General features: G+C 36.1%; 21 protein-coding genes and 1 tRNA gene. 5 read left to right on the top strand and 17 right to left on the bottom strand.

Annotation, left to right across the window (positions count from 1 at the left end):
- Positions 1 to 134 precede the first annotated feature (134 nt).
- Together HLV59_RS05185 and HLV59_RS05180 are read left to right on the top strand one after the other, a co-directional pair.
- Positions 135 to 1,862, top strand: a complete 1,728-nt coding sequence (locus tag HLV59_RS05185; RefSeq protein ID WP_171429459.1) for a hypothetical protein — start codon at positions 135 to 137, stop codon at positions 1,860 to 1,862.
- Positions 1,859 to 3,571 carry a hypothetical protein gene (locus tag HLV59_RS05180; RefSeq protein ID WP_171429458.1) on the top strand — a complete coding sequence of 571 codons (1,713 nt, stop codon included), beginning with the start codon at positions 1,859 to 1,861 and terminating at the stop codon, positions 3,569 to 3,571. Before HLV59_RS05185 ends, HLV59_RS05180 begins: the two co-directional genes overlap by 4 nt.
- A gap of 12 nt (positions 3,572 to 3,583) precedes the next feature.
- Here the strand turns inward: HLV59_RS05180 and HLV59_RS05175 are convergent, their stop codons facing one another.
- From HLV59_RS05175 to efp, 13 genes are all read right to left on the bottom strand, one after another.
- Positions 3,584 to 3,826 (bottom strand): hypothetical protein, encoded by a 243-nt coding sequence (locus HLV59_RS05175; protein ID WP_171429457.1) that lies wholly within the window; start codon positions 3,824 to 3,826, stop codon positions 3,584 to 3,586.
- A 151-nt stretch (positions 3,827 to 3,977) separates the two neighbouring features.
- Positions 3,978 to 6,425 carry a DUF927 domain-containing protein gene (locus HLV59_RS05170; protein ID WP_171429456.1) on the bottom strand — a complete coding sequence of 816 codons (2,448 nt, stop codon included), beginning with the start codon at positions 6,423 to 6,425 and terminating at the stop codon, positions 3,978 to 3,980.
- Complete coding sequence (locus HLV59_RS05165; protein ID WP_032037860.1) at positions 6,422 to 6,739, bottom strand: hypothetical protein; 318 nt, start codon at positions 6,737 to 6,739, stop codon at positions 6,422 to 6,424. The genes HLV59_RS05170 and HLV59_RS05165 overlap by 4 nt, the downstream gene beginning before the upstream one ends.
- A gap of 2 nt (positions 6,740 to 6,741) precedes the next feature.
- Positions 6,742 to 7,068 (bottom strand): hypothetical protein, encoded by a 327-nt coding sequence (locus tag HLV59_RS05160; protein WP_032037858.1) that lies wholly within the window; start codon positions 7,066 to 7,068, stop codon positions 6,742 to 6,744.
- Positions 7,055 to 7,306, bottom strand: coding sequence for a hypothetical protein (locus HLV59_RS05155; RefSeq protein ID WP_171429455.1), 252 nt, complete (start codon positions 7,304 to 7,306; stop codon positions 7,055 to 7,057). Before HLV59_RS05155 ends, HLV59_RS05160 begins: the two co-directional genes overlap by 14 nt.
- Before the next feature lies 1 nt (position 7,307).
- Positions 7,308 to 8,021 (bottom strand): phage antirepressor KilAC domain-containing protein, encoded by a 714-nt coding sequence (locus tag HLV59_RS05150; RefSeq protein WP_171429454.1) that lies wholly within the window; start codon positions 8,019 to 8,021, stop codon positions 7,308 to 7,310.
- Between the two features lie 3 nt (positions 8,022 to 8,024).
- The gene (locus HLV59_RS05145; protein ID WP_171429453.1) at positions 8,025 to 8,240 is read right to left on the bottom strand and encodes a transcriptional regulator; all 216 of its coding nucleotides are present in this window, start codon (positions 8,238 to 8,240) and stop codon (positions 8,025 to 8,027) included.
- Positions 8,241 to 8,371: 131 nt separating this feature from the next.
- Positions 8,372 to 8,998, bottom strand: coding sequence for a hypothetical protein (locus HLV59_RS05140; RefSeq protein ID WP_171429452.1), 627 nt, complete (start codon positions 8,996 to 8,998; stop codon positions 8,372 to 8,374).
- A gap of 146 nt (positions 8,999 to 9,144) precedes the next feature.
- Entirely contained in the window at positions 9,145 to 10,350 is a 1,206-nt protein-coding gene (locus HLV59_RS05135; RefSeq protein WP_171429451.1) for a tyrosine-type recombinase/integrase, read from the bottom strand.
- A gap of 191 nt (positions 10,351 to 10,541) precedes the next feature.
- A tRNA-Val gene (locus tag HLV59_RS05130) sits at positions 10,542 to 10,618 on the bottom strand.
- Positions 10,619 to 10,785: 167 nt separating this feature from the next.
- Positions 10,786 to 11,091 carry a YbdD/YjiX family protein gene (locus HLV59_RS05125; RefSeq protein ID WP_002118393.1) on the bottom strand — a complete coding sequence of 102 codons (306 nt, stop codon included), beginning with the start codon at positions 11,089 to 11,091 and terminating at the stop codon, positions 10,786 to 10,788.
- Positions 11,088 to 13,187: a carbon starvation CstA family protein gene (locus HLV59_RS05120; RefSeq protein WP_171429450.1), complete on the bottom strand. Its 2,100-nt coding sequence runs from the start codon at positions 13,185 to 13,187 to the stop codon at positions 11,088 to 11,090. The genes HLV59_RS05125 and HLV59_RS05120 overlap by 4 nt, the downstream gene beginning before the upstream one ends.
- Before the next feature lie 166 nt (positions 13,188 to 13,353).
- On the bottom strand, positions 13,354 to 13,923 hold the full coding sequence (gene efp / locus HLV59_RS05115) for an elongation factor P (RefSeq protein ID WP_002118666.1): 570 nt from the start codon (positions 13,921 to 13,923) through the stop codon (positions 13,354 to 13,356).
- Positions 13,924 to 13,996: 73 nt separating this feature from the next.
- Between efp and epmB the strand changes: the two genes are divergently transcribed.
- The 3 genes from epmB to HLV59_RS05100 are packed head-to-tail and all read left to right on the top strand — an operon-like array spanning position 13,997 to position 18,882.
- Complete coding sequence (gene epmB, locus HLV59_RS05110) at positions 13,997 to 15,013, top strand: EF-P beta-lysylation protein EpmB (protein ID WP_057106448.1); 1,017 nt, start codon at positions 13,997 to 13,999, stop codon at positions 15,011 to 15,013.
- A gap of 15 nt (positions 15,014 to 15,028) precedes the next feature.
- Positions 15,029 to 16,774, top strand: a complete 1,746-nt coding sequence (locus tag HLV59_RS05105; protein WP_016146037.1) for a hypothetical protein — start codon at positions 15,029 to 15,031, stop codon at positions 16,772 to 16,774.
- Positions 16,771 to 18,882, top strand: a complete 2,112-nt coding sequence (locus HLV59_RS05100) for an EAL domain-containing protein (RefSeq protein WP_171429449.1) — start codon at positions 16,771 to 16,773, stop codon at positions 18,880 to 18,882. The genes HLV59_RS05105 and HLV59_RS05100 overlap by 4 nt, the downstream gene beginning before the upstream one ends.
- Positions 18,883 to 18,944: 62 nt before the next feature.
- Here the strand turns inward: HLV59_RS05100 and rpmE are convergent, their stop codons facing one another.
- The 4 genes from rpmE to HLV59_RS05080 form a co-directional block, all read right to left on the bottom strand.
- A complete protein-coding gene (gene rpmE / locus HLV59_RS05095; protein ID WP_001200845.1) occupies positions 18,945 to 19,169 on the bottom strand; it encodes a 50S ribosomal protein L31 in 225 nt (74 codons plus the stop codon).
- A gap of 196 nt (positions 19,170 to 19,365) precedes the next feature.
- The gene (locus tag HLV59_RS05090; protein WP_171429448.1) at positions 19,366 to 20,337 is read right to left on the bottom strand and encodes a bile acid:sodium symporter family protein; all 972 of its coding nucleotides are present in this window, start codon (positions 20,335 to 20,337) and stop codon (positions 19,366 to 19,368) included.
- 131 nt (positions 20,338 to 20,468) lie between these two features.
- Entirely contained in the window at positions 20,469 to 20,870 is a 402-nt protein-coding gene (gene gloA, locus HLV59_RS05085) for a lactoylglutathione lyase (RefSeq protein WP_062849980.1), read from the bottom strand.
- Positions 20,871 to 20,892: 22 nt separating this feature from the next.
- Positions 20,893 to 23,067 (bottom strand): AmpG family muropeptide MFS transporter, encoded by a 2,175-nt coding sequence (locus HLV59_RS05080; RefSeq protein ID WP_171429447.1) that lies wholly within the window; start codon positions 23,065 to 23,067, stop codon positions 20,893 to 20,895.
- Between the last annotated feature and the right edge of the window lie 164 nt (positions 23,068 to 23,231).

Below are 23,231 nucleotides of genomic sequence, written 5' to 3'. Positions count from 1 at the left end.
AAATAATTCATAAGGTTGGTGGATATATTGAGATGAGATGTTATTATAAAAGATATATTGAAATCCAAAATTTAATAAGAACAACTCAATGCAGATAGATTTAGTATTTAACGATATAAATTCCGAGGTTTGATATGACAAAAAATGATTTTTCTAAACTATGGGAACAGAATACTGAAAACAAACCACCATTAACATTCATATATAACAAATACTTAGATGATATCAACAATGAGGATTTAGCATGTTTTTTTGCTGAAATACACAATAATGGGAAAGTAAATATCTTTAAAGAATTATCAAATCTCGAGTCTTATGAAGATAAAATAGACACATATATGTTAATCGATTTTATTAATAAATCTTCTAAGTACATTAAAAATTCCTCTATAGCTGATCTAGTCTCAACCATTGAAAAATTAGCATTAAAAAATAATATTGAATATTCTCATCTTATAGGTATATATGAAACAATAATTGGACAAGATTTAGAACAGGCGATTTTAGCTTTAGATTATATTCTAAAAATTAATATAGATATTTCTATCAATCTAATCACTCCTACTCTATATGCACTTTCTAGAAATAGTGGAGAAATTTGCTTAGATAGAATCATGAATTTATTGACATCTGAAAAAAATCACATAGTGGCAAATACATTATTAGCCTTAGGAAATATTAAAAATATTCCTATTAATGAGGAAGTCTCAAAATTAATTCTCGAAAAAAGTATTGGTAATTCTAATGAAAATGTTCTTTCTGGTCTTACATATACATTACTTAAATTTTACATTAGAGAAAAAGATCTCAAACTCCAAATTTTAAAAAAACTTAATGAAATAGTAAATCTAGATCCATCAAATCAAATTGTTTTACATTCAATAGCCGTAGAGTTGCAAAGCAATGGAAAAGAATTTGATATTGAAATGATTCAATTTTTATTAGATAAATTAGAAAACGTCGAATTAGATTCAATCAATACATTACGAAAAATAGATCACATTTTATACAACATTTCTTCCCAACATTTTGCAATGGTAATAAAATTTCTAGAAAGAATTTTCATACAATCTGAGCATAAAATTTCCATTAAAAATTTTAATTTTTTCTTATCTTACTACTTGTTAAGTGAAGAAAATAAAGAAGATTTATCATTTTTAATTACCAGATGGTTTCTAAGTAAAGATGGTTTTCTATGCAGATCAGCAGGAAATCTTATTTTAGAAAAAGAAATAGTTATTTATTTTGACTTAAACCAATTACAAGAAAATCATGATAATGATCTTTACTATTTAGCGAGAAAAGCATGTGGCTGGTATTTCACAAATCCAATAACAGCTATTAGTTTAATTTTCTCTACATTGAAAACTTGTACAGATCAAAAAATAATAAAAAAGATTTTTAATTTAATTTTCAACCCTCTTCTTATAAGCTACCCAGGAAAAGTTCATGATTACATAATAGAACAAAGAAAAAAAGTAGATAAAAAAATTAAAAAACATATTGATGAATGTTTAAAAAATTTAGATGAATATCATAAAAACCTTAATGAAGCTTATAAAATTAAGGAATTGAGGCCATCTCAATTAGAGAGCTATACTTATAGAAAATATCAACAAGACTTAATGCAAAAAAGATTTGAAGAACCAAATGAAAACTCTCTAATATCAAGTTTCTCAACAAGCACACTATTATATGGCAATAGTTCAGCTTTTCTTGTGCATACGTCGCAAGGAAGTTTTCGTCAAACAGTCCAAATGCAAAAATTTAGTCATAGTGTAGAATTTCCTTCAATGGAAATATTGGATCCTCTTACTCTTTATAACTTTTTAATTCATTGCAGAGGTGAGGCATTAAAATGAAATTAATTATTAAAGAATACTTAGCCTCTTTAAAAGAAAGAAATGAACTAGATGCACTTTTACCAGACCTGCTTTCTCAGATGGGATTGCAAATTTTATCTGCACCAAGTATAGGAAATCGACAATATGGAGTGGATATTTCCGCATTTGGATCAATAGAAGATGGTCCCCCAAAAATATACTTATTTTCTATCAAATCTGGTCACCTCGGAAGACAAGATTGGGATAGTGGTAATTCTCAAGATTTACGCCCGTCATTAAATGAAATTAGAGATGTGTATATTCCAACCCATATCCCTGTTGAGTTTAAAAATTTTCCAATCGAGATATGTCTCACATTTGGTGGCGATCTAAAACAAGAATTGGAACTAAACATTGCACAATATGAAAAATTAAATTCAACAGATACAGTTAGCTTCACTAGATGGGGCGGCGATCGTATTGCAGGTTTTTTAGAAAAATATCTTTTTAATGAACAATTATTCTTAAATGAAGAGGTAAAATCTTTACTTAGAAAATCTCTAGCATTAGTCGATCAACCTGAGGTTTCTTTCGCAAATTTTAAAAGTTTATTATCTTTTATATTTACTGGACTAGAATTGAAAGATGTAAAAGAACATCTCACTTCTCTTAGACAATGTTATCTAGCTTTAGGTATCCTTAATTCATGGTGTGAAGGTGAAAACAATCTTGAATCAGCTTTCCTATCATCTGAAAGGTTAATTCTATTAAGTTGGACTATTTTTAAATTACATGCGACATCAAAAAACCAAAATTCAAAAAAAGTTAAAAATATTTTTAATTCAATATTAATGCTTTATTTTTCTATTAATCAAAAATATCTCGATAAAATATTGAAGCATTGCAATAAATTACATGCATTATCTGCTGCGGTACATCCTAACTCTGAAGTAGACGTAAATTTAAAACTATTTGATATTTTAGGTAAAACAGCTTTATTTGGTTTATGGTCAAATTGGTTTTATAGTCGTTTATACACTTACAAACAGGAAGAGGTTTTTCAAGAAAAAGCTTTAGAGCAATATGAAGAATTATCAAAATCGATCAAGCAATTAATTTTAAATAATCCTATTTTATTTCAACCATACAAAGATGAGCAAGCTATAGAAATTTCCCTAGCTATTTTATACCTTTTAGAAAATGAACAGAATGATAAGGATATAAATAGCTGGTTAACAGATATGACTCATATTATCTATGAATCATTTAGATCAAATAGAAGATATCCTTCTACTCTTAATGAATATCTTAGCCTTATTCAACATCCAAGTAGTAGCTCTAAAATGTATAGAAAGTCTGTAACGAAAGGTTCAATTCTTTATCCATTATTAGCTTTTTTTTCTTATTACTTTCAAAACACAGAATTATTAAACATCTTAAAAATTATGGTAAAAGAGTATATTCCTGAATGTACAATGCAGATATGGAATCCAGACGAATACTCAGAAGAACATTTCTATAAAAATACTGATATTCATGGTACTACTTTAACTGGTATTTCCTTTGAAGAATTAGATACCGCATTCAAACAAATCAAAAGTGAATGTAAAGAAAATCAGAAAATAAATGACTTATCAGCTATAAAGTATGAGTTTTCTCCTTTAATTCTCACGGCATGTAGGCACTATAGACTGCCTGTTCCTTTCCATTATTTTTTGAGTATGCTTTCAATTCCACTTGATAATTAACTCATTTATTCTTTAATTCTGAATTTTTATATTTTTTATTTGCCAATCAGTCACTCCCATTTCAACAAGGATTTCCTCATCACCGTTTAGGAGCTCCTTATTGGTGTGATGGAAGTACCCTTCTTCATCTTTGCCTAATGTAATTATTGATTGGCCATATGGTGGAGTCTCTTTCTTAAGAGACTTCCACTCATTCACGGCGTACCCTTCTTGCTGCTCAAGCATCCTCAAAAATTCTTTCTTACTCATTGCCATTTTATTGCCCCCGTATTAATGAATTAGATAGAGCTATGTAACCTCAGAAATCTGTAACCTTTTCTCTTTTTTAAAAGGTTACACCCTCAAAGCCTTGTCCCATAAGGCTGTAACCTCAGTAACCTTTGTAACCTCAGTTTTTTCACCATTCCTAGAGTTCATCCAGATCATCTGTAAGTACCTTTTCATTAAATACATACATAGGAATTGCTTTAGGCATGCCATCAATTCCTCTTGTGAGCTTAGTAGACTTGCCATTATTTAGATGATCCAGCCATCTACGTTGTATAAGTAACTTGCCGACACGTTTAGGATTCAGCCCTTTGCAAAGTTCTTTCTTGAACTGTTCCGGATAAACCAAGTATTTCTTTTCGCCGTTCTCAATCTTCCAATAACCTACTCGATTAATAACTTTATCTAGATGTTCCGCATCTGGTGTCATACATTCAAAACGACTATTACCATGTGCTTCAAAGAAAGCTTTAATTTGAGCCAGAATTTCCAGATCTTCATAATTACCAACTCGGTCAAAGCTACCTAACCATTGTTTAAAAACAGCTTGTATAGCACTAAATGCAGTACCATTTTTCCAACCCGTTATTCCGGCTTGTGTTGCCAGTTCTCCAGCTGTAGCAATCAATGCGAATGTATTGGCTACACGAATAATATGTCCTTCTGAATGACCATCAATCAATGGCTCTCGGTATTGCTCCCATAACTGTCGAGCGTGTTTAATAATTTCATTTTTATCACTACAAAGATATTCAAGCCAAGCTATACCCGCTTCACCGTAATACATATTCGAACGTTCTACTAACATTCTGGATTGAATTGCACCATCCGAAGCAAAATCAATACTGTCAAACACGCCATACTCTGACTGATCTACATCAATATCGATTAACCGGATCTCTTGTCCTAGTTTGGCCTTTTGACCATGCTTGGCCATAATATCTTTAAGTCCTTCTTCCCCACTCGACAGAAAGATAAGCTTCCAATTAAAAGCAGGTTTAGCTGTGATTTGCTTGTTTAAACGAGCTTTACCCAATCCATTGGCTAGCATATAAACAATGTTGCCTAACTCTTTAGGATTGGCAATTTCTCCAATCTCATCTAAAGCCAAAAAGCTATCATTGTGCATATAAGCTGTATGCTCCAGAGCATTGCCGGTTGCTCTCCATGTACGATAAAAACGGCTCGGTTTACCCCATACACTACAGCCTAAAAATAATGCTGTTGATTTACCTTTTGATGATTTGCCAACGAAATGAACGCCTGCTCCATTCTGTTGTTCAAGTGGACCTAAAAGCTGGCCAGCAAATGCCGTGCTAATAGCACAAACTAACTTGCTATGGTTCTGTGTGAGCTTAGATACCTCTTCTCTCCATTGAATTAAAGAACCATTGCGTTGATAGCGATTATCTAAACCGTGAACAGCCTGATAGACAATTAAATCGTTATCTTTACTTTGGCCAACTTCACAATGAGGCAATACATATACTGCATCATGCCAGCCTACGCGATCGACACATAAGGCCCTCTGCTCAACTGGATAACTCATCAAATAACTTTGCAATAGACTTCTTGCTTTAGCGTCCGGCGCTATTGTCATTCCTTGATAAGAAAGTGCTTTACGTAGTTCTACGCCGTCAGACTGGAAGAACTCCATAGAAACAGCTTGTAGATGCTTAATACCATCTGGATCGTACCATTCGAGCAACCGTCCCCATGAGGTACTAGAATTATCTCGAGTCAGAGCAACGACTTTAATTGGACTAGAAATATAACGCTTATAGTCATCTCCCTTGTTATTCGTTTCTAAAAAGTACAATCCAGATTCTAAAAGATGAAAGCGTCCATCCCCCCATTTAAATGGCTTGGCCAAATGGCCTTTTGGTAAAGGTTCAGTATGAGGAAGTCTGGCAATGGCTTCTTTTAAAAATGCTGCAACTTCTTTCGGATCTTCATCTTTAGTCAGTTCAATTAGAAACTCATTCTCATCAATTTTCTGGTACTGGTTAATTAAGCGAACACAAGTATTCTGCTCGAGCTTCTGAAAGGCATCATTTTTGAAATATTCAGGTCTTACAGGTAGGTAAAGCTTTTTAAAACCAGCTTGTGTCAATTGATTAATGACAAACTGGATCTGCTCAAAATCAAAAGCCTTAAGCGTTTTTGCTAAGCGAGAAGCACATAAGTTATTGAGTACAACCAGAGCTACAGATAACCCACTAGAAGCAATCTTAAAGAAAGACTCAAGGCTATAAGTAATCATTACAGGCTTGTCATGCTGTAATTCACCATAACAAGCAAACCCTCTTGCTAATCCATCAGGAAAGACAGAAATAGTTTTTCCACTTTCCAGAACGGCGCATTGGATGATACTTAATTCGCCGTTATAGATCGGCAGAATTAAGGGATTAGAGTATTCAACTTTATCTATCTCAACTCTATTTCGATCAATGTAAATGGCCTGATTAGGTCCACCAAAACGCTGGATAATTTTATGCTGAAGATATTCAATTTGATCAGGTGTATATACCTGACAATGAGTCAAAACTTCACTTGACGTCATGTTTGAGGTGTCACGTTTAGTCATGCTTGTGACTCCTCATATTCTTTTTGAAACTTGTCTTCTTGTGCTTTGGAAAACTCCAGATTTTCATCAATCATGCTATCTGTAATACTCAAAAGACGTTTTAAATCTTTAAATACACTTTCTGGCACGCTATAGACTTGTTGTAAGTACTCTGCTGTTTTTTCATATTTACTACGAATGGAATCAAGCATTACGGCGAGGTCAGCAACCTGTTCATATGCCAACGCATAACCTTCAGACACATCACTGGCGTCATAAGTTTTTATAGCAATTTCTATATGAGAATTTTTTAAAGACGAGTTGTTATTAGGCATGATTAATGCGCTCCTAGCGATTCATTAGAAGCTTCACCATTCACGGCCAAATGAGGGTGGCGAAGCTGAAAAGGGTTGGCCGACAGGCTCACTAGGTCACCTGCACACCCGAAGGTGTCCCTCTCCAGCCCCGCCGTAACATGCAGGTGCATAGAGATTTCACGCACAAAAAAAGTCCTATGAGCGGACTGTGCGCCTAGTGAAAACTTGTAACCGGCCAAGGTTAGCTCATCTGCTTTTTGATGAACGTCCTTAGCATAACTAGGCACATGACAGCTTGCAAGAAGTATTGTTAAAAATATGGATAACAGATTCTTATGCTTTTCCATAAGGCGGCTCTCCCATAATACTGGTGAGTAATACCTGAAGGCTACCAGCGTGCAGAACTAAGACATCCTGCACAGATGGGTTTTGCAATAATAATTCTCGAGTATCTTTAACTTCCTGAAGCTCGCCATTTATGGCGAGGGTTTCAATAAACTTCATGGCGTGGTCATTCACAACCAAATCTGCCCTATCATCTTCTTCAGTAAGCGGTGCATAAGAAGCTAAAACAAAACTCTTCATCTTAAGCCCCCTTACCAAAATGTTTAGCTAGAACATTCATACCTTTAGGAAGGATGAAGAACTCTATTTTAGTAAAGGTATATGGATCACCATTAGGTCGAATTCGAGCCACTTCTTCATACTTGGTTTCGCAATAACCACGCTCTTGGCTATAGTAGGTTGAAGCACGCACTCCATTAAGCTTGCGATCCCAAGCGTGTTTACGTAGCCAATTGGCCAATACTTCTCTTTTAATATTTAAGATTTTGCATGCTTGCTGAAACTTCACACCTGCAGGTGTTTGAGTAATGGTGTCGATGGTTCGTTCTAAAGACTGATTCTGAGTTTCAAGATGAATTACTTGCTCTGTATAATCCAAAAGAGCGCGGCGTAAAGCATGAGGATTAGAAATATCTACCACCACTTCATCCTTAACCTTATATTCAAGCTCTCGCCAGCGATCGACTAAACTCGCCGTGAACTCTGGACAAAGCTGAGCAACAACAATAATGCTATCTCGTTTGCCTTGCTCACCTTCAAAAACATATACACCAACTTTTGAAGTAAACCCTAAGTTATTGATTCTTTCGAAATTCGTCATTGGCGTATTTCGAATAACTCCTTTTTGCATAAGTCTCTCAATTGAGACTTTTACATTTCTATGCTCAGATTGAACCAACTCAGAAATTTCCAAACTAGTCATCTTAAGAATTGATTGATTAACTAATTGATTCATTTCTTAAGCCTCCAATTCTGCATTGGCTTGGCTTTTGATTTGGTTGTTATGCCATTCAATTAGTTGTGCATAATCAAAATAGACCGGCGCCTGACGAGTCGTGCCGGCTTTATAAGCTTTAGGGAAAGTTGGATCATTTAAGGTGAGTTCGCGCAAAGCATTACGTTTAATACTCAATAACTCACATGCTTGGTTATACGTAACTCGAATTGGTTGCATTTATTTAGCTCCACATAGGTCTATATTGTGGAGCTAGTATGTTTATGATTTTTATATTGAAAAATATTTGTTCTAGCATAATACCCATTATGCTAGAACAATGGGTATTGTGCTTCCATTTTGGGTGACTTTTAAGATTTGCTATATTTTTTTGATAGCCATAGTTCTATTGTTTTTGGATTTAGATTAAATTTGTTAGAAAAATCTCTCGCACATTTAGAATAGCTGTGGAAGGTACCTTGCTCCCATTCTCTAAAAATTTCACTTTTATAAGAATCATATTTTTTTGCTCTGCTTTTTCCGCCTAATGATTGTATTTTTCCAAAAACATTAGAGTCATTTACTATATGGGAATAAATTCTTCCTATCATGCTATAAATTCTATCAAACGACTCTATTGCAAAGTTTATGTCTTCATCCGTTGGTAATATTTCTTTATCAAAAATATAGAAACATGCTTGATAAGTCATATAAGCATCGGCTAAAGAAATATAAGCATAATCTTCCATTTTTATTTTAGATGCATCTTTAATTTTTTTTATAATTTCATTCTCATTTTTTTCAAAAACGCTTACCACTTGAGGGGTCATTTTATTTTTACAGATATTAATCATACATTCATGTAATAATTGCATATCTTGAATACCTATCGAATCAAAAAGATTAAAAAGATCATTCAATAATGCACTATCAGAATTGTATATTTCTTTTAAGTAGAGAATCAATTCATGTTCTAAATCATCATGTTTTATGGTCACGTATACCTTCCCATAGCATCCCAATAAAAATAGCTAAGCCAATCGAATTAGGTATTCAACTTTCGGGAGCAAACCTAGACCTAGCAAACTAAATATAGATTATATTCAACTATATAAATACATATGAGTTGAAGTTTAGCGACAAATTAAGGCGCACAAATAAGCCTATCAATCTCATCTGCCCACCACTGCATCATTCCTACACGCTCTTCAAAATGGGCCCCTTTGTCATAGACACCTTTAACACCTTTCTTTAAATGTGCCAGTGTGGCTTCTACTACCTGCTCTTTATCGCTAAATCTATTATTTAGCTGAGTACTTGCAATGTGTCTAAAGCCATGAGGATTTTGTCTATCTTTATATCCCAATCGATTCAATGCTGTATTAAATGTATTGTCTGAAACAGGTTCGCTTAAGCTTCCTCTTCCAGGGAAAAGAAAATTAGATTCAGTTTTATAAGTTAATAATTCTTTTAAAAGGACTATGGCCTGACGTGGTAAAGGTACAGCATGAGGAATATCTTTTTTCATGATTACAGCTGGCTTAATCCACACAGCTTTATCAAGATCAAATTGATCCCAAGTGGCATATCTTAATTCGACAGGACGTGGAAACAATAAAGCAAATAATTCCAAACCAATTGCTTTATCCCGTTTAGGATAACTTCTGATAGCTCTAATCAAAGCAGGAAATTCATCAATATCGACAAACTTCATATTTCCACCCTGATTTTTATCAAGATGTTTTGTTATGCCTTCTAACGGATTAAATTTTATTTTCTCTTGGAACTTTGCCCAATCATATGCATTTCGACAATAAGACGTCAGCTTTTCAGTTTGAGTATAAATACCTAAATCACGCTGTAGACTTTGGAAGAAATCAAACCACTCTTTAGGTGAAATACCAGTAAAGTCTCTATTTCCAAATTTAGGAATAATATGTCTTTCGATAGATTTCTTTGCTTTATCAAAAGTATCAAATCCCCAATTTGGCTCTTTAGTATTTAACCAGTCATACATTAGATTTTTGAATAGCAGCGCTTTTTGCTCAGTGGCCTGTTTTCTTATATCTGCCTTAGTTTCTATCATCTCACCATTAGAGAGCTTATTTAATATTTCATTTGCCTTCTTTCTAGCTAATGCTCCACTAATAGCTGGATAAGCTCCTAACCCCATCCATGACCATTTGCCATCAGCCTTTTTATATCTTAATTGCCAAGATTTATTTCCTTTCTTTTGTACGAGGAAATACAGCCCATTACTATCTAGTTCTCTATAGTCTTTATCTTCTGGCTCAAGACTGGCCAAAGTCGTATCAGATAAGGGTCTTTTCTTAATTGCGGTTCTTTTCATACAAATTATGGCAAACAAGCTTGTATCATGAGTTCAGTAATTGAATCATGATACACACGATGATACAAGAATCTGTCTGCTATATGAGTTTATGTTAGTTTATATAAAGCAACAAAAAAGCCCTAAACCATTATAGTTTAGGGCTTTTTCAGTCATGTAAAGCTATTCGAGTTTATATGACTTTAAAATCTTGGTAGGTATATCCAGACTCGAACTGGAGACCTCTACGATGTCAACGTAGCGCTCTAACCAACTGAGCTATACACCTAGAATGGAAAGCATCATATTCATTTTTCAAAAGCAAAACAAGTGATTTTCAATTGAAAAAAATACAAATGAGCAGACTTTAAGCAAACTCTTTTTCATTTTCCAAAAAAGAAAAACGGTACATGGTTTAACCACATACCGTTTCTTTAGCTGACTATTAATCTCAACTTAACAAGGGCATTTCTTTAAATTACCACCTGCCGATGGATATCTCGAATCAACACAATGACGGTAGAAAGTCTTTGCATCCATTGGTGTTAAATCAGGATGATGAGCTTTCATGTGCTCCAGATAAGTTTGATAGTCTGGAACCCCAACCATGAGTCGGAAGCTTTGCTGCAAACGCTGCCACAAGGTTGCAATGCGCGACCAGTTCTTTGGAGAAAGCAATAGCTCTTTTTGTGAGAGCACTGTCATTTTGATGATTTTCGCAATAATGACAGTTCCATTTTTTGCAAATTTAAAATTCATCATGACTCTCCTCGTGGGCTTACCACTTCTGGGTCCGCATATACAGCTGGTGCTTCATGAGCAGTTGGTGTCGGGCTTGCTAATGCACGGCGCACAATACCAATTGCAGCAATGATCATCACAATCGCAACGATCATAAAGAAGCCACAAAGCGCAGCGTTGATTTGATTCGACATCACAATCGTCTGCATTTCTTCGAGTGTTTTTGCTGGTTTTAATATCTCACCACGAGCAATCGCATCTGAAAATCTATTCGCTTGCGCTAAGAAACCAATCTTTGGATTTTCGTGGAAAATCTTTTGCCAGCCCGCAGTCATACAGGTAATGAACAAGAAAATTGTTGGGAAAATCGTTACCCATACATATTTTTCTTTTTTCATTTTAAACAGAATAACTGTACCCAAAATGAGCGCCATTGAAGCCAACATCTGGTTACCCACACCAAATAAAGGCCAGAGTGAATTGACACCGCCTAACGGATCAATCACACCTTGATAGACGAAGAAGCCCCATCCACCTACCGCAACAGCAGTACCTAGCAAATTACCAAAGAATGAGCTTGAAGATTTAACCGCAGGAATAACAATACCCACAGTGTCTTGCACCATGAAACGACAAGCACGAGTACCCGCATCTACAGCAGTTAAAATGAATAATGCTTCGAATAAAATCGCAAAGTGGTACCAGAACGCCATCATGGCACGGCTATTAAAAATTTCCGAAATGATATGTGCCATACCAATCGCAAAAGTCGGCGCACCCCCCGTACGTGAAAGAATCGAGCTTTCACCTACTTCTTGAGCCAACACGGTTAACATTTCAGGAGTAACGACAAATCCTAGATTACGCACAGCTTCTGCCGCTGATTCTACAGTTGTACCAATTACAGCCGCAGGAGCATTAATCGCAAAGTACACGCCTGGATCTAAGACAGTTGCACAGATCATCGCCATAATACCGACGAAAGATTCCATGAGCATGCCACCATAGCCAATCACGCGAATATCAGCTTCGTTATTCACAAGTTTTGGTGTTGTACCACTTGATACAAGTGCGTGGAAGCCAGAAATAGCACCACAGGCAATAGTAATAAATAGGAATGGAAATAAGCTACCAGAGAATACAGGACCAGTACCATCAATAAAATGAGTCACTGCCGGCATTTTCAATTCAGGTAATGCAATCACAATACCCACAGCCAAGCCAAGAATGACACCAATTTTAAGGAATGTTGATAGATAATCACGTGGTGCTAACAATAACCAGACAGGTAAAACTGATGCAATAAAGCCATAAATGATTAAGCACCATGTGAGCTGTGTACCTGTTAAAGTGAAAAATTCACCCCAGTAAGGATCTGCTGCAACATGTCCACCATAAACAATCGCAAGCATCATTAAGACGAAGCCAATAATTGAAACTTCAGCAATACGTCCCGGGCGAATAAAACGCATGTAAACGCCCATAAATAATGCAATTGGAATCGTCGCTGCAATACTGAAAACACCCCATGGACTATGGGCAAGTGCTTTCACCACAACTAATGCCAGTACCGCAAGGATAATAATCATTACACCCAGCGCGCCGAGCATAACAACAATCCCCGCAAAAGAACCGAGTTCCTGTTTTGCCATTTCACCAAGCGATCGACCGTCTCGACGTGTTGAAATAAATAAAACTAAAAAGTCTTGTACCGCACCTGCCAGTACCACACCGACCAGTAACCAGATCGTTCCGGGTAAAAAGCCCATTTGTGCAGCCAAAATTGGTCCAACTAATGGCCCCGCTCCTGCAATTGCAGCAAAGTGGTGACCGAAAAGCACATATTTATTGGTGGGAACATAATCCAGACCATCGGCTAAACGATGCGCTGGGGTTAAACGTCTTGGGTTTAATTCAAATACTTTAGTTGCAATGAATAGACTATAAAATCGATATGCGATGCTATATACACATGCTGCAGCGAGTACAAGCCAAACCGCATTGACATGTTCACCACGGCTGAGTGCCAGCATCCCAAAAGAAATTGCACCTATTATTGCCACTAGGCTCCAGACCAGCTTGGAGGGAAGCGTAGATTTCGCTTGCATTGTGTCCATTCTTAACCTCTCAATAAATAACTACAGCATTTTTATATTGTTATGTACTGTTTTCTAACAAATCCTTGTGACTGTACTCCTCCTTTAATTTTTTTCCTCTTATACTTTCGCATAAAAAAAGGGATGATTTACATCATCCCTTCGATAATAGTGTATTTTTTAACTATTATGCACGCTCTAAATAATCGCCAGTACGAGTATCTACACGAACGCTTTCTTCTTGCTGAACAAATAACGGAACACGAACAACCGCACCTGTTTCAAGCTTAGCTGGTTTACCGCCGCCGCCAGATGTATCACCACGTACGCCCGGATCAGTTTCAACGATTTTCAATACAACGAAGTTCGGTGGGCTTACTGTTAAAGGTACGCCGTTGAACAACATAATTGTACATTTTTCATTTGAATCGTCTTTTAACCATTTAGCAGCATCGCCCATTGCAATTTTGTCTGCAGCGATTTGCTCAAAAGATACAGGATCCATGAAGTTCCACATTTCACCATCGTTGTATAGGTATTCCATTTCAACTTCAACGATGTCAGCTGCTTCTAAAGAGTCACCTGATTTGAAAGTTTTTTCTAATACTTTACCGGTTTTAAGGTTACGTAATTTTACACGGTTGAACGCTTGACCTTTACCTGGTTTTACATATTCGTTTTCCATGATTGAACATGGGTTACCATCAAGCATAACCTTAAGGCCTGCTTTGAAATCATTTGTAGAATAATAGGCCATGAAAGGCACACTCCAAACTTAACAAGTCAACTATGCGATATAATGCGTTGTTGCATTATCTTAATCGTGTCAAATGATAAACTATTTATACCAAGAGCAAAACTGGCAATCTCAACTGAGTGACCTTATTACTGATCCTTCTGAATTGCTAAGCCTACTCGAGTTATCCTCAGAACAGCTATTATCGGGTGCGATTCTGGCTTCTGAAAAGTTTAAATTGCGTGTTCCTCGCGCGTTCGTCGGAAAAATGAACGCTAAAAACCCGCTTGACCCGCTTTTGCTACAAGTATTACCTCATCATTTAGAACTCGAAGAACATCCTGAGTTTGTGACTGACCCATTAGGTGAAGAAGCAGCAAATCAATTACCGGGTGTATTACATAAATATAAATCGCGTTTTTTATTAACCTTGACTGGTGCTTGCGCCGTACATTGCCGTTATTGCTTCCGTCGCCATTTCCCCTATCAAGAAAATTTGCCAAAAAATGAAGACTGGCTAAATATTAAAAATTATATTGAAGCAAACCCAAATATTAATGAGATCATTTTAAGTGGTGGTGACCCGCTTACGCTTTCTAACCGTAAATTGGCACTTTGGTTAGAACGCCTATCATCTCTCAAACAAATCCAGATTCTGAGAATTCATTCACGAGTCCCCATTGTTATTCCTAACCGGATCGACGAAGAGCTAATTTCTTTATTAAAAAACAGTAGGCTGCGTATAGTTCTGGTGGTACACTCAAATCACGCTTCTGAACTCGATGACTTTACTTGTTCAAAATTGTTGCAGTTATCTGACCATCACATTACTGTACTGAATCAGGCAGTATTGCTGAAAGGTGTGAATGATTCTGCCCAGACCTTAGTTGATTTAAGTTATCGTTTATTTGAAGCTCGCGTTATGCCTTATTACTTACATGTTTTAGATAAAGTAAAAGGTGCACAACATTTTGATTTAGAATCATCCAAGATAGATGAGATCTATCGTGACGTGTTAGCGAACCTACCGGGGTATTTGGTTCCTAAACTCGTCAGGGAAATTGCGGGCGAAAAGAATAAAACACCGCTTTTTGGGGCTACAACTTTTTGAGTTATATAATAAGTGATGATGAATAATGCGCTGTCGGACATTTTTCACAATCAAACCGAACTCACTCGTGAACGGTTAAGCTTTTGTGAAGCCAATATTAAAGATCTTAATGAATGGGTCACTACCCTTTCTATTATGCAACTTGGCGATACGTCAAAAGCATTATTCACAGCCATTTTAGAGCTCAACGAGTTAAAGTGTAGTGAGACGCTACGTTTCGATCTCATACAAACGCTTCATCCGACCATTAATAATGTACTCGCCAGCCTAGAGAAAAACTTCTTTAACCAAGGCGTGATTAGTACAGACCGTAATGAGCACATTATTGAATTAGCAATGTTGCTCCGCTGCTATTTTGCCAGTATTTATTTGAATATTGCGCAAAACAGTCATGAGCAACTCCAGCATCAAAAGTTTTCACTCTTTGCTTATAAACAAAAAAAGAATTTGCAAACGGCACGCACCTTATCGACTTTTCATGCTCTAAAGCAGTTAACGAGTCTTCTATATCAACAGCATATGCTCTATAGCGAGCCGCTTAAAGGTCAATGGTTAATTGCGCATCAGCTTTATGAAACCGCAGTTCAACATAAATACCATCTCATCAATATTAACCATATTCAGGGTATTCAACATCCTCTAGCGAATATCACTCAGGCCTATGCTCAACTGATTTTGCTGGATATTTTAAATACCAACCAGATTCGCCAGTCAGAGATTCAGGCACTATTTCAATGTAGTTTTGACTGGGCAAGAATGATTCATATTTTGCCGAAAGATACCGCGTTAACGAAATATGTGGTCGATCCAAATAAAGACCATCCCCCTGTTTATAATACAAAGCGTAGCTCTAACTTTAATCCTAGCATCTTCATTGGTACGCAAGCTTTGCTTGAGCATGTCACTGCAACCATGCATAAAAATGCTCAATATATTTCTAAGAATGAAAAGTTTTATTTAAGCCCAGCTTTAAAGTTTCATGTTCAAACAATTTTAGGAACCACGGCTCAACGTCGTCATGAACGTTATGAGTACAATGCAGAACTTCAAATTTGTTTTGGATTAAGCACTGCTCACTTCTATCTGTCGAAAGCAAAAAACTTTGAAGAAACGCTACAGCTTAACCATAACTATAACTTACAAAGCGAATCTAAAGTTTTATCCAACTTAGAGAAAAAAGAGCAATCAACCAGCTCTTATCAGCGCTTGAGTCGTGAGAGCAAAACCATCTATCAAACTACGGTTCTTGATATTAGTGTCAATGGATACCGTATTAAATGGTCTGGCGAAGCACCGAAAAACTTAAGAACCGGTGAATACATTTTAGTTAAAGAGACTTTGCACGGACAATGGCGCGGTGGCGTGATTCGCTGGATTAAGCAATCGACAGAAAAATCCCTAGAGTTAGGTTTAGAGATTTTGTCGCAAGCCATGTTCCCTTGTTCAGTGCATATCCAAGCTGAGCGCCATACTCGCAATTATCATCCCGCACTATTACTACAAACACAAAATCTAGAAGAAATACAAAACACGCTTATTTTACCGGGCTCTCAAATTTTTAGAGAGCAACAAACAATTCATTTACGATTGGGGACAGAAGAAATCAAAGTGTATCTACTCAAAGCACAACTCATTACGCAAAGTTTTATTCAATTTCATTTCGAGCTTTTGAATGAGCAGCAACAAGGTCTGCTTGATCAGTTCATGATGAAAAAGGGTAATAACTCTAGCACTCAAGATTTATGGGAAGCACTAAAGTGAGAAACTCTTTATTATCTAAAAAGTTAAAACGTACTGAAACACGTTTACTCATTATTGATGACAACCAGCTACGTTATAACCAGATTTTAAATTTATTATTGGGGAATGATTATCAAGTTCAGGCATTATTACTTGATGATTTAAAAAGTTTTGAAAAACAGTTAAATACGCCATGGGATGCTATTATTTTTGGTCGTGCTTATGACCTAAAAATTGAACAAACTCTCTCCCTTATTCAAGCATCTGAACAGCCAAATTTACCTGTTTTATTATTACAACCTGAAGATTATCAACCTCAGCAATATCAGGCGTATATTCAAAAAGGCATTTATGATGTAGTTCCATTAGAACCATTAGATTATTTTTATATCACTCTTATTCGGACGTTGTCATATAGCCAGTTATTACAAACCGAACAACGCCTGACCAATGAGTTAGAAACGATTCACTCTCATACACAAACATTGGTCAATAACAGCCATAAAGCAGTTGCCCTTTTTCAAGAAGGCATGCATGTCAAGGCAAACACAGAATATCTCAACCTTTTTGGTTTTAAGCAAGAAGACGAGATTATTGGTCTGCCCATCTTAGATGTTTTACAACCTGATGATTTAAATTTTTTTAAACAACGATTTAAGAAAATTTCATTAGGCCAATTTGATCAGGCACGTTTTGAAATTCAAAGTCAACATGCAGCAATTGCAGGTAACAATGCTCTAAAACTAGAGTTTATTCCGAGTCAGGAAGAAAATGCGGTACAGTTGACCATTGATTACCAATTGGATTTAGCAACACCTGCAAATACTCTTTTTTCAGAAAAAAATTACAATGTCATTACACCATGGCAACAGATTAATCGTCAGCTAACGACACACCCTGCTCAAGCCAACGCGTTAATTTTATTTCGCTTAACTCAGTGTCCAGAACGAGTATTTCAACAAGATTGGCAAACTCCTGCACAATATTTTAATCAGCTGCAAAGTTTCTTAAAAGAACAGGCACAAATGCCGATTTTTAATATTGAACTTGGTGCCTATGTTGGCGTTTTACAAGCTGAAAACAGCACAGTCCTTAACTCTCAACTGGCTGGTCTGCAAAGTTTGCAAAAAGAGCATTTATTAAAGATCAATGAGCTTAACTACTCAATCCAGTTTAAGCTGAGCTATGCTCCAATTACTGAACCTTTAAATGAAGATAGTTTTGCAAAGCTACTTGAGCAAACAAGTCAGCAAGAGCTACCTAAGGCGCAGGCAGAAATTGAGTTGGCCCCAACCATTGATATTATCTCTCCTGAGCCTACCAACTCGCCTATATCGCTTGATCTAAGCCTTGAGCAAGTCGATGCCCCTTTGCAATCTTCGTTATTGCAGCAATTAAAGCAGCAACTAGCTCGAAGTGAAATTCATTTAAAATATCAGCAGATCTACGATAAGCACGATCAAGAAACCCATAACTATGAGGTGACTAGCGGTTTTATTAGCGATGAACAATGGTATGACATAAATGACTTGACTGAATTAAGAGAAGACAGCGAACTTTCTATCCAATTAGATCGCTGGATTTTGGTTGAGGCATGTAAGCAACTACATAATTTTATTACTCAGTACCCTAAAGCTAAACTGATTATTAACCTGAATATCGATATCTTGCTTAAAGATAAATCCTTCCCAGAGTTAATTTCAAAACTACTCACCATTATTGGGAGTAAGCTTGAAAGCCCACTGGTTTTACAATTTTCAGAACAAGCGATTCAACCTCATCTTGCAATTGCCCAGCAACACATCGCTCGCTTACGTCAACACGGCGCAGAAATTTCGATTCGGGATTTCAGCTCTTCTATTTATAGCGAATCAATATTGCAACAACTAGACGTTCAATATTTAAAACTGCAATCGAAGAAAACAGAGCTATTAAACTCAGATGATGGTCTAACACGCTTACAAGAAAAGGTTTTGAACTATTTGACTGTAAAACCTGTGGGGATTTTACTTGGTGATCTAGATGACATGAACTTATTTGCTAATGCATGGAATGTGGAAACACGTTTCTTACAAGGTCGTTATTTCCAGAAAAAACTTGATCGACTAACAGACGTACAAGACCAATAATGGTTTTGTACTGAAAAACAAAAAACGGGCATAAAGCCCGTTTTTTGTTTCGTGTTGCAGTATTAACGCTTGATAGAGCGAGACATACCAGCAAAACGTTGTTTGAATTTGTCGATACGACCACCAGTGTCTACATTCTTTTGCTTACCAGTGTAGAATGGGTGGCAAGCTGAACATACGTCAAGGTAGATAGTTTCTTTACCTAAAGCAGAACGAGTTTCGATTACGTTACCGCAAGAACAAGTTGCAACTAATTTTTCATATTTTGGGTGAATATCGGCGCGCATCGTCGATTACTCCTAATTGGAAGAAAGGCTTAAGCTGTCATCGCAATTGATCACTCTCAACTAAGTTGAGGACAGGCTCAAAATGAGCAGATCAACACCACAACAGACCATTCTTTTGGCCCACCGAAACCTCTAGGGTTAGAGCTAAGCACAACAAGTGGGCAACATTATACGTCAAATAATTTTCTTTTGCGAATTAATCTTGGGATTTAGCCAAGTAATTTGCGATCACCCCACACACCATTAACTGTATTTGGTGAAAAATCATAATAGGTAACACGATCATGCCTAAAGGTTGGCCAATAAATAAGATTTGCGCCATCGGAACACCACTTGCCAAGGTCTTTTTGGAGCTACAAAAGAAAACTGTAATTTGATCTGCTCGGTTAAAACCTAAAGCACGTGGTAGATAAAGTGCTAATAGCATAATAATTGTTAAAAGTACTGAGCACGCAATTGTTAGAATCAGTAAAGTTTTCCAACTTACTTGATGCCAAAGCCCTGCAACTACTGCTCCACTAAATGCGCCATACACCACCATCAAAATCGAGCCTTGATCGAATGCTTTAACAATACTCGGAACTTTTGCCATATAAGGGAAAATATAAGGACGTAATAATTGACCTAAAATAAATGGCACTAACAGTAATAATGTAATTTGTATAATTGAAGTCGTCGGGTCAAATCCATGTTGGCTTTGGCCTAAAATAAAAAAGCTCACCAAGACTGGTGTAATAAACATACCAATCAAGTTTGAAAAAGATGCACTGCATACCGCTCCCGCCACGTTCCCTTTTGCCACTGATGTAAATGCAATAGAGGATTGAACTGTAGAGGGTAAAAAGCACATAAATAAAAAACCCCAGTACAGCTGTTGACCTAACAGAGGTAATAAAATTGGCTTAGCCAACAGACCAATTACAGGGAAAATAAAGAAAGTAAATGCGAAGACCAGTAAATGCATTTTCCAATGCAAAATACCTTCAATTACAGCCTCACGTGATAGTTTCGCACCATGCAAAAAGAATAAGATTGCAATCGCGACTGTGGTCAGTGTATTGAAATATTGAGCTGCTTGACCACTGACTGGAAAAAATGTTGCTAGTAGTACCATTCCAACTAACAAAACTGTAAATCGATCAAGCGCCAATAACTTCAACATAGCCACATCCTATGATTATTTTAGATAATAAAAACCCAGTTGATAAATTGACCATCTGGTCAAGCGTTCATCATACTGGGCTAAAAAAATAAAGCTAGACTTTTAAGATCTAAATCTTAAAGTGTCATAGTCAATTTTTAGTTATTTGTCGCATTAGCATCTTGTTGAATCAATTCGACTTTATAGCCATCTGGATCTTCAACAAATGCGATAACGGTAATACCACCTTTCATTGGGCCCGCTTCACGCACAACTTTACCACCACGTGCTTTAATTTCTTCACACGCTTTATAGGCATCGTCAACACCAATGGCAATGTGACCATAGGCATTGCCTAAATCATAACTTGATGTATCCCAGTTATGGGTAAGCTCAAGCACGGTATTGGTTTCTTCATCACCATAGCCAACAAATGCTAGTGTAAAGCGCCCTTCTTCATAATCACGCTTACGAAGTAACTTCATCCCTAATACTTCGGTATAGAACTTTAAAGATTGTTCTAAATTGCCTACTCGCAACATTGTATGAAGCATTCGCATATATTTATCTCCTAGGAAACTTTCATTTTGATGATTGATTAGCCAACAACTTACCCACCCAAATCACGAGTAATAAAATTGGTAATCCCATCAAAAATGTAGCCGTAAAAAAGCCTGAATAACCGATATGATTCACTATTGTACCTGAGTAACCACCAATCGTTTTTGGTAACAACAGCATTAGCGAGCTAAAAATAGCATATTGCATGGCAGTAAATGACACACTAGTTAAACTAGAAAGAAATGCAATAAAAACTGCCCCAGCTAATCCGGAGGCTAAGTTATCAAATATAATGCCCATTACTAACCAAACTTTGCTATAAGGAACAACTACTTTTCCTTTCAATTCGATATCCATATTTTTATCAATCGGAATCGCTGGAATATCGGATAAACTCATACGATAACGAGGTTGATTCTCTTCTAGCTGCTTTTGATAAGAATGGTTTAAAGTTAAAGTATGTATTTGCTTATTGGCTTCATAGTTTGCTTCTACTTGTATTGAGTTAAGTTTAGCAAGATCATTTCCAGGAATAATAACATTCCAATCGCTACCTTTAATCTTACCTTCTATTTTATTTTGTGAATTCAATAAAATGCTAACCGATTTTAGCTCACTATTTTTAGGTAGATTCAATAAACTACCATGAAGAATTACATCTTTTTTCAGCTCATCTTTATATAAAAGATTATCTCCACCAATTGCTTGAACATAAATATCTGGTTGTGATTCTGAGTTAAATACTTTTAATGGAAGGTTTATCTTTAAAGGTTCAGCATATCCTACAGGCTGAGAATTAATTGAGACTTCATTCTGAGCTGACGTCAATGTATTACTCGGGAATTTTAGTGACCAATTTCCCACTTCATCAGGGCTTGTAGTATAAGTGTGATCCCCTATATGAACTTGAACATTTTGCATAGTAGCGCCAGATTTAACTAATCCAACAAAAATCAAGTTGGTAGTGCTTGCTAAAATTGCTCCTAACAACATCATTTTCATTACATTATAGCGTTGCGCTAACATTCCTCCGAGAAAACCACCCAATATGACAAAGAAGATTGCAAAAAACTTATTAAACCAAGCAATTTCCTCTTTATCAAAATTTAAGTCTAAATAGAATAAATTAGCCATTACACCAGCAACGACATCTGAAATACGATAAAAACCTATTAGCAATAAAATTGCTAAAGCAACTTTTAATCCATATCGCTTAAAAAAATCTAGTAAAGGTGACAACCATGTTTCTACAACAATTTTCTTATTAATTAGACCAAACTTAATTAACCCAAAAATTACAATAACCGCAATTGATATACTAATTAAAAATTTAATGACTAAAAGTACAAAGTTTAAAAAAGCATCTTCGATAGAAAACGAATCAAAAATTAAACCAATTTGGTAAAAGCTAATCCCAAAAACGATGGTTGAAATAACAAAAACCGAGAATAACTGAAAATAATCTTTAGCTTGATAGTGATGTTGAATACGTTTAACTTCAGGCTCATGAATAAATAATGTTGTAATTATTCCTATACCCATGAGGCCTGCCATTAATAAATATGTAGTTCGCCAAGCTTCATATATATAATTACCAACAGCTGTACCCAGTGAAGCTGCAAATAATAACGCACCTAATTGTGTAATGATTGTAGCAGTACGATATCCAGCATTATACGTTGAAGCTAAAACAGTTTGCACATTAGGATCTTCAGTTAATTCAATACGATAAGCATCAACAATAATATCTTGAGTAGCTGAAGAGAAGCCAAGGAAAATAGCAGCTGCTGCCATAATGGTCAGATTTGAAAATGAGCCAAAATCAGAAGTATTCGGTAAGGGATTTGTAAATGCCATTAAGCAAATTGCACAGATAACCAAAATTTGTGCAACTAATAGCCAACTACGTCTTAACCCCATTTTTCTTGTTAAATAAGGAAGTGGTAATTTATCTATCAAAGGTGCCCAAATAAACTTGAACGAATAAGCCAAAGCTGCCCAAGAGAACATGGTGATAGTACTTCTGTTAATTCCAGCTTCAGTCAACCAAAATGATAAGGTTGAAAAAATTAGAAATATGGGAATTCCTGATGAAAAGCCTAAAAACAACATAATAATTGCTCGGCGATCCAAGAAGGCCATAAAGGAACTTTTCCACCCTTTTGATTCAGCACTCATTCGTTTTTTATTTTCCATAAATTATAAATGTGCCTATTCAAACCCTTCTTACAATTCCTTTCAAGATTCTTTATGCAATCAATTTTGTTTTGGCGATAAAAACGGCAAGTTTGCTTGATATTTTATGCTAAACCTGTATACCTTTAAGCTTCAACCTTCGTTTTCTTTTGCTGGATATCAAC

This window comes from Acinetobacter lactucae, from assembly GCF_013122135.1.
Taxonomy (GTDB): domain Bacteria; phylum Pseudomonadota; class Gammaproteobacteria; order Pseudomonadales; family Moraxellaceae; genus Acinetobacter; species Acinetobacter lactucae.
Note: the sequence above shows the minus strand (reverse complement) of the source record. Positions and strands in the feature narration are given on the sequence as shown.